The sequence below is a fragment of the Mycobacterium sp. E3298 genome (assembly GCF_001666895.1).
Lineage (GTDB): Bacteria > Actinomycetota > Actinomycetes > Mycobacteriales > Mycobacteriaceae > Mycobacterium.
On sequence record NZ_LZJB01000018.1, the window covers coordinates 1 to 6940 of the forward strand.

Consider the following 6940-nt stretch of genomic DNA (forward strand, 5'->3'; position numbering starts at 1 on the left):
CATCGCGGCCGTTCAGTTCGCGAAAGCGGCCGGGGCCGAGGTGCATGGAACCGCATCACCCGCCAAGCATCAGAGGCTGGCCGAACTGGGGGTGGACCGAGCGATCGATTACCGCCGCGACGGCTGGTGGGAGGGCCTGCAACCGTACGACCTGGTGCTCGATGCGCTGGGTGGCACGTCATTGCGGCGGTCCTACGCGCTGTTGCGACCGGGCGGAAGGCTTGTGGGCTACGGGGTTTCGAATCTGCAGCACGGTGAGAAGCGCTCGCTGCGGGCGGCGGCCCCGCACGCGCTGGCGATGCTGCGCGGGTTCAACCTGATCGACCAACTCTCGGAGTCCAAGGCCGTGATCGGCCTCAACATGCTGAGGCTGTGGGACGACCGCGGCACGCTCGAGCCGTGGATCACCCCGCTGACGGAGGCGCTCGAGGACGGGACCATCGCTCCGATCGTCCACGCGGCGGTGCCCTTCGACGAAGCGCCGGAGGCGCACCGCATTCTCGCGGCGCGCGAGAACGTCGGCAAGGTGGTGCTGGTGCCGTGAGTTTTTAGCGGCGCCGCAGTGGTTATCTATCCTGCATGGCTGTCACCGAATCCCGCGAGGTCGTCATCGAAGCGACACCGGATGAGATCCTGGATGTGCTGTTCGACATCGAATCCCTGCCCGAGTGGTCCTCGGTTCACCAAAAGGTGGAGGTTCTCGAGCGCGACGATCAGGGCCACCCCACCAGGTCGAAGCAGGTGGTCAAGCTCGTCGGGGTCAGCGACGAACAGGAGCTGGCGTACACCGTTCACGACGACGGGGTGAGCTGGACCCTGGTCCGCGCCAAACAGCAACGCGCGCAGGACGGCCGCTACACGCTGACGCCCGACGGTGACTCGACCCGGGTGAGCTTCGATTTGACCGTCGACCTGTTGATGCCGGTGCCCGGGTTCCTGATCAAGCGCGGGTCCAAGAGCCTGATGGACACCGCCACGAAGGGGCTGCGTAAGCGGGTGCTCGACAAGAAGCGCGACTCCTAACGGCGCTCTGGCCCTACCGGACGGCCGCCCCGCGGTCCACACTGTCCCTTATGAAATCGCCGACCCCGCGCGGCCCTCGCAGGATCGCACCGATCATCGGCGGGCTGGCGATCATCGCCGCGCTGGCCGGCTGCGGCGGCCACGGCGACACCCATATGACCGCGCCGTCGACGCCCAAGGTGACGACCCTCGGGCGCACCGTCGCCGCCGCGCCCGCCGGGGCGCCGTTGACCATCAGCAGCCCGGCGTTCGGTGACGGCGCCCCGATCCCCGTGCAGTACACGTGCAAAGGGGCCAACATCGCGCCGCCGCTGACGTGGTCGGCGCCGCTGGGGGCGGCGCTCGTGGTCGACGACCCGGACGCCGTCAACGGGCTGTACGTGCACTGGGTCGTGACCGGCGTCGCCCCGGGTCCCGGTAGCACCACCGACGGTCAGACGCCGGCCGGCGCGACCACGCTGCCGAACTCGGCCGGACAGCCCGCGTACAAGGGCCCGTGCCCGCCGGCGGGAACCGGCACGCACCACTACCGGTTCACCCTTTACCAGCTGCCCAACGACTACCAGCTTCCCGGTGGCCTCGCGGGCGTGCAGGCGGCACAAACGATCGGTGGCGCCGCCACCGCCCAGGCGCAGCTGACCGGAACGTTCGCGGGCTGAGCGTCAGGCCATGTCGTCGAGCGCTTGATAGCCCGCGTTGTAGCCGGGGGTGAACGTGATGCCCGGCCCGCCATGGCATCCCGCGCCGCCGAGGTAGAGACCGTCGATGGGGATCGGGAAGTCGAGGAAGCCCTTGGGGCCCGGCCTGTTCGGGCCCATCAAGTCCGGATGCAGCAGACCGTGGCAGAAGTCGCCGTCGGGCGCGCCGAACATCGTGTTCATGTGGTAGGGCGCGAACGTGATGTGGCGGATCACGATGTCCTTGAAGTTCGGGGCCAGCCGGGTGATCTTGTCGATAACGCGTTGGGCCATCACATTTTTGAGGTGCCCATGCTGATCGCGGCTGACTTCGACTGGGAAGGCGTACGCGTAGGCGCTGGCGGCGTGCTTACCCGGCGGCGCCATGCCCGGATCGTGCACGGACGGTATCTGCATTCCCATCGACGGGTTGTCCGGGACGATGCCCCGGCGGCAGTTCTCCCAGTGCAGCTGTTGTTCTTCTGGATCGCCGAAGATCCCGACCGATTGCTGCATGCCTTCTTCGTTCAAGAACTCATACGGTGCGGCGAACTCGGGCAGTCCGTCGAGGGCGAAGTGGATCTGCACGAACGAGGCCCGGTGATCACGGCCCGACAGCCGCGAGACCAGCTCCGGCGGAACGTGTTCGGAGTCGATGAGCTCGGTCAGCGTGACGTCGGGCGCGAGGTTGGAAACCACGATGGGGGCAGTGATGGTGGAGCCGTCGCGTAACCGCACCCCGGTCACGGCGCCGTGGTCGACGAGTATCTGCTCGACCTTGGCGCGATAGCGGATCTCTCCGCCGTGGGAGACGAACAGCTCACGCAGGTGTTCGGTGAGCGCGCCGATGCCGCCCTTGAGCTTTGTCATCATCGCGGTGGCATCGTCGGGCACGGCCAGCGCGAACGCGAGGCAGGTCGCGCTGCCCGGTGTGTAGGGCCCACGATAGGTGGAGTTCACGGCCAGGAATGCGAGCATCCCCCGCATGACCGCGTGCCTGTCCTTGTCCGGCAGGTAGCGGTCGATGACGTCCATCGCCGACCCGAACAGCATTTCGTGAATTGCACGGCGCTCCGCGTCGTTGGCCGCGCAGGCATACATCTCGTCGAGGGTCTTGGGTGGCGTGCGGACGTCGAAGCGGCCCAACGCCTTTGCCGGTCCCTGGCTCCACCCGATCAATTCCGCCATGCCGGTGACGGCTTCGATTCCGTGCTTGTCGCCCAGGTGCGTCATCAATTGCATCGGGTCGCGGTAGAAGATCATCGGTTCCTCGCCGTTGTCACCGATGTTGGTGGACATCACCTCCGGCTCCACCGTCGGCAGGGTGTCCAGCCCCAGGTCCTTGGTGATCTGGCTCGCGGTGGGGAACTGCACCGACCCGGCGATCTCGTAGCGGAACCCGTCGATCAGTTCGACGGTGGCCGCCATGCCGCCGGCATAGGTGTTGGCTTCCAGGCACAGGGTGCGCAGGCCCGCGCGCTGCAGCACCGCCGCCGCGGTCAATCCGTTGTGGCCCGCTCCCACGACGATCGCGTCATAGTCCGGCATGGCTTCCTCCCTCGGGTCGGCGCGTGACAACAATATGTCAGTACTGACATAATTGGAAGATGTCAGCACTGACCAGTTCAGGCCGGCTGGGCTACCATCTCGATGGGATGAGCGCGCCGACGAACCGCCACGAGCTACGCCGACGATCGACACACGAGGCGCTGCGCCAGGCGGCCTTGAAAAGCTTTGCCCGCAAGGGGTTTGCCAACGTCACCGTGACCGAGCTGGCCAGGGAGGCGGGCGTCACCGAACGCACCTTCTTTCGCCACTTCCCCACCAAGGAGGCGGTGCTCTTCCAGGACTACGAGACGCAGCTGGAATGGCTGGCGGAAGCGCTCGCCGGCCGCCCCACCTCCGAGTCACTCTTCGATGCCGTGCTGGCGAGCGTCGCGGCTTTCCCGCACGACCTCGAAGTGGTCCGCCAGGCCGCGAAGGCCCGTGCGGAGCTGATCAGCGCGGAGCGCATCGCCGGTCACCTGCGCGTCGTGCAGGCGTCGTTCGCGCACGTGCTGACCGACTTCGCCAAGGGCCGCAACCCGGGAGTGGCGAACATCGATCTGCTCGCCGAGGTCACGGGCTCGGCCCTGGCCGCCGCCCTCGTTGTGGCGGTGGAGAATTGGGGCCGCAACGGCTGCACCGGGGAGCTCGGCGAACTGGTGGCGTCCAGCCTGGATCTCCTGCGGTCGGGTCTGGCGCCGCTCGCGTGATTCGTTGAGTGTGCGCCCACGGTGTCGACACGCCGAGAATCGCCGCCGTGAGCGCACACTCAAACGTCCTGCGCGCTCTCGACGGCGGCCTCGACGAAGCGGCGCAGCACGGCGTTGCGGGCGCGCGGCAGAAACGCCACGGCGACCGGACTCTGCGGGGCCCCGCGCAGCGCGACGAACCGGACGCCCGGGTGGATGTTGCGGCGGACGGCGACGTCGGGGATCACGCCGATGCCGCGATCGGCCGCGACGGACTCGAGCCACTCGTCGAAATTGGCCGTCTCCACGATGGTTTCCGGTCCCTCCCCCGACGGCCACGACCACGGCCCGGTGGTCCCGCTGGCGGTGTTGACGACCAACGGCCACCGCGGGACCTCGGCCCAGTCCAGCTCCGACCGGGACGACAGCGGCGAATGCACCGAGCACACGGCCACCCGGTTCTCGTCGAACAGGTGCACCACCCGCACGGCGGTCGACGTCACCTGTCCGCGGACCACGGCGACGTCGACCCGGCCCTGCTGCACGGCGCCCAGCGCATCGTCGGTGCGGACCAGCCTGACCGTCGTGCCGGTGGCCCGCTCGAAACGGGCGACCGTCTCCTGCGCCCACGGGTCGGGCAACAACCAGCTGAATCCGAGGCCGATGCTGGCCTGCCGGCGCACGGCGCCGAACGCCCGCTCCAGTTCAGCGAGCACCCGTTCGACATGCTCGAGGAAGGTCCGTCCGGCCCGGGTCGTCTCCACGTGCCGCGAAGTGCGGTCCACGAGCGTCACGCCGAGCGCGTCCTCGAGCTGCCGGATGGTCCGGCTGAGCGCCGGCTGAGTGATGCGCAGTTCGTCGGCGGCCCGGGTGAACGACGCGAGTCGCGCCACCGCCTCAAACGCCCGGAGGTGGCGCAATTCGACTCGGCCACCTTCCATTGCGCCCATGCCCGACAAGCATAGATCGATTACAGCAGGCATTTCACACCCGATCCGGGCGAGCCTAACGTCGTAGCCAGGACACAGATCGTAAGGAGCCACCATGCCGCTGCTGTACATCGACCTCATCGAGGGCCGCACGCCATCGGAAATGCGGGCGTTGCTCGACGCGGTGCACGAATCCGTCGTCGAGGCCTTCGGGGTGCCGCCGCGCGACCGTTACCAGGTGGTGCGCAGCCATCCCGCCCACGAAATCATCGCCCTGGACACCGGTCTCGGCATCACCCGGTCGGCGCACCAGGTGATCGTCCACATGGTGAGCCGGTTGCGCACACGGGCGATGAAGGAGAAGTTCTACCAACTGCTGGCCACCCACCTGGCGGAGCGGTGCGGGCTCGACCCGGCCGACCTGATCGTCTCGATCACCGAAAACGGCGACGAAGACTGGTCTTTCGGCCACGGCCGGGCGCAATTTCTCACCGGGGAGCTGACATGAGCCTCGACACCCGACTCACGAAATTCTTCGGCATCCAGCACCCCGTCGTGCTCGCCCCGATGGCGATGATCTCCGGGGGGCGGCTGGCGGCGGCCGTGACGTCGGCCGGCGGCCTCGGCCTGATCGGCGGCGGCTACGGCGACGCGGCATGGCTGCGGCGCGAATTCGACCGCGCCGATGGGGCAACCGTCGGCTGCGGCTTCATCACGTGGAGCCTGGCCGGCGAACCCGCGCTGCTCGACGCGGCCCTGGAGCGCCGGCCCGCCGCGATCATGCTGTCGTTCGGTGAGCTGCAGCCGTTCGCCGAGCGGATTCGCGCCGCCGGCGTCCCGCTGATCGCGCAGGCGCAAACCCTCGACCACGCGCGCCTGGCCCTGGACGCCGGCGCCGATGTCGTGGTGGCCCAGGGCGGCGAGGCGGGCGGGCACGGGATGAGCGCCCGATCCACCTTCACGCTGGTGCCCGACGTCGTCGACCTGGCCGCCGATCGTTCACCCGGCACGCCGGTGCTGGCGGCGGGCGGGGTCACCGACGGGCGGGGCCTGGCCGCCGCGCTCGCGCTCGGCGCCGACGGGGCGCTGGTGGGCACCCGATTCTGGGCGACGCCGGAGGCGCTGGTGTCGCCCCGCGCGCACGAGCGGGCGCTGACGGCCTCCGGTGACGACACCGTTCGCACGCGCGCCTATGACCTTGTGCGACGGCTGGATTGGCCGGCCGAATACAACGCTCGGGCGCTCGGCAACGCGTTCCTCGACACGTGGCACGGCAACCAGGACGGGCTGGCGGCGTCGCTGCAGGAGGCGGTGGCCGACTACGAAAAAGCCGTCGCGGCTGAGGATTTCGATACCGCCGCCATTCTCGTCGGCGAAGGGGTGGGGCTGCTGCGGCAAGTCCGGCCCGCGGCCGACATCGTGGCCGACATGGTCGACCACGCCGCCCGGATCCTCAACCGGCCGGCCTCAGTACAGCGGTGACCAGTCCGACGTCCGCAGCAGGCGGCTTTCCCACTGGTCGCGGTATTTCAGCGCCTCGACCATATAGCTGCCGGGCCGCCGGTGCTCGGGCGCGGTCTCGGCCGTCAGCAGGTGGACCAGCGCGGCATAGTTGTTGAAGTTCTCGATCTTCTGCCACAGCATCGCTTCTCGTCGGCGGTAACTGCCGTGCGCCACCTGAAAGCACGCTTGGATATCGAGGATCCGCATTTCTTTTGGGGCTTTGGACAGCAGCTGGTAATAGATCTCGTCCCACATCCTGATGTAGTCGTCGAGCGCGGCGTCGGGCCAGCCGGTGTCTTCCATGAACAGGCTCAGTTGGTGGGTCGCACCGTCGGTGGGCACCGTCGAGAGGTCGACGGTTTGCAACGGCGACCAATCGACGGGAAGCAGAAGCTTTCCGGTCACCTCGTGGCGCAGGTTGTCCAGTTCGCGCATCCACGGGCGCAGGTCGCCGCTTTGTGTCCTGCGCGCAAGCCTTTCCCAGGCCGCGCCGTCGACGATGCCGGTGATGGTGACAACGTTGTAGGACAGGCCGGAGCCGTGGGCGTGGTTGGTGTACCAGAGCAGCCGCGCG

9 protein-coding genes are annotated in these 6940 nt (G+C 68.4%); 6 read left to right on the forward strand and 3 right to left on the reverse strand.

Annotated elements, in window-relative coordinates:
• The 3 genes from A9X05_RS00955 to A9X05_RS00965 all read left to right on the forward strand — a co-directional run.
• The coding region (locus A9X05_RS00955) for a zinc-binding dehydrogenase (protein WP_156736171.1) at positions 1-544 on the forward strand (544 nt) is incomplete at its 5' end.
• A 35-nt stretch (positions 545-579) separates the two neighbouring features.
• Positions 580-1023: an SRPBCC family protein gene (locus tag A9X05_RS00960; protein WP_067760702.1), complete on the forward strand. Its 444-nt coding sequence runs from the start codon at positions 580-582 to the stop codon at positions 1021-1023.
• A gap of 50 nt (positions 1024-1073) precedes the next feature.
• Entirely contained in the window at positions 1074-1682 is a 609-nt protein-coding gene (locus tag A9X05_RS00965; protein ID WP_067778521.1) for a YbhB/YbcL family Raf kinase inhibitor-like protein, read from the forward strand.
• A 3-nt stretch (positions 1683-1685) separates the two neighbouring features.
• Here the strand turns inward: A9X05_RS00965 and A9X05_RS00970 are convergent, their stop codons facing one another.
• Complete coding sequence (locus A9X05_RS00970) at positions 1686-3248, reverse strand: NAD(P)/FAD-dependent oxidoreductase (RefSeq protein WP_067760709.1); 1563 nt, start codon at positions 3246-3248, stop codon at positions 1686-1688.
• 107 nt (positions 3249-3355) lie between these two features.
• Between A9X05_RS00970 and A9X05_RS00975 the strand changes: the two genes are divergently transcribed.
• Positions 3356-3955: a TetR/AcrR family transcriptional regulator gene (locus tag A9X05_RS00975; protein ID WP_067778524.1), complete on the forward strand. Its 600-nt coding sequence runs from the start codon at positions 3356-3358 to the stop codon at positions 3953-3955.
• 59 nt (positions 3956-4014) lie between these two features.
• Here A9X05_RS00975 and A9X05_RS00980 read toward each other — a convergent pair whose 3' ends face one another.
• On the reverse strand, positions 4015-4884 hold the full coding sequence (locus A9X05_RS00980) for a LysR family transcriptional regulator (RefSeq protein ID WP_304442435.1): 870 nt from the start codon (positions 4882-4884) through the stop codon (positions 4015-4017).
• A gap of 94 nt (positions 4885-4978) precedes the next feature.
• Between A9X05_RS00980 and A9X05_RS00985 the strand changes: the two genes are divergently transcribed.
• Together A9X05_RS00985 and A9X05_RS00990 are read left to right on the forward strand one after the other, a co-directional pair.
• Positions 4979-5371, forward strand: a complete 393-nt coding sequence (locus tag A9X05_RS00985) for a tautomerase family protein (RefSeq protein ID WP_067778530.1) — start codon at positions 4979-4981, stop codon at positions 5369-5371.
• Positions 5368-6345, forward strand: coding sequence for a nitronate monooxygenase family protein (locus A9X05_RS00990; protein ID WP_067778539.1), 978 nt, complete (start codon positions 5368-5370; stop codon positions 6343-6345). The genes A9X05_RS00985 and A9X05_RS00990 overlap by 4 nt, the downstream gene beginning before the upstream one ends.
• Here A9X05_RS00990 and A9X05_RS31465 read toward each other — a convergent pair.
• A partial coding sequence (locus A9X05_RS31465) for a hypothetical protein (protein WP_067778541.1) occupies positions 6331-6940 on the reverse strand: 610 nt, incomplete at its 5' end. The genes A9X05_RS00990 and A9X05_RS31465 overlap by 15 nt on opposite strands.